This is a genomic window from Gordonia sp. UBA7860, assembly GCF_002500165.1.
Lineage (GTDB): Bacteria > Actinomycetota > Actinomycetes > Mycobacteriales > Mycobacteriaceae > Gordonia > Gordonia sputi.
On the sequence record NZ_DLSO01000079.1, the window covers coordinates 22,676 to 22,901 of the forward strand.

The window sequence follows — 226 nt, forward strand, 5'->3', positions numbered from 1 at the left end:
CGCCGGTGCGCAGGACAACTCGCTGGCCAAGATCGTGAAAATCGTCGAGGCCGAACAGTCCCGCAAGGGTGAGGCGCAGCGCCTGGCGGACAAGATCGCAAAACCGTTGGTCCCGGGTGTGATAGTCGCCGCGGTGCTAATCGCCGCGATCGGCAGTGTGTTCGGCGATCCGTTGGTGTGGATCGAACGCGCCCTGGTGGTGCTGGTGGCCGCCTCCCCGTGTGCG

At 65.9% G+C, this 226-nt stretch carries 1 pseudogene; it reads left to right on the plus strand.

The features are described 5' to 3' along the window. Nucleotides 1-226 (plus strand): annotated as a pseudogene (locus B3T59_RS10140) (cation-transporting P-type ATPase); the annotation flags it as partial.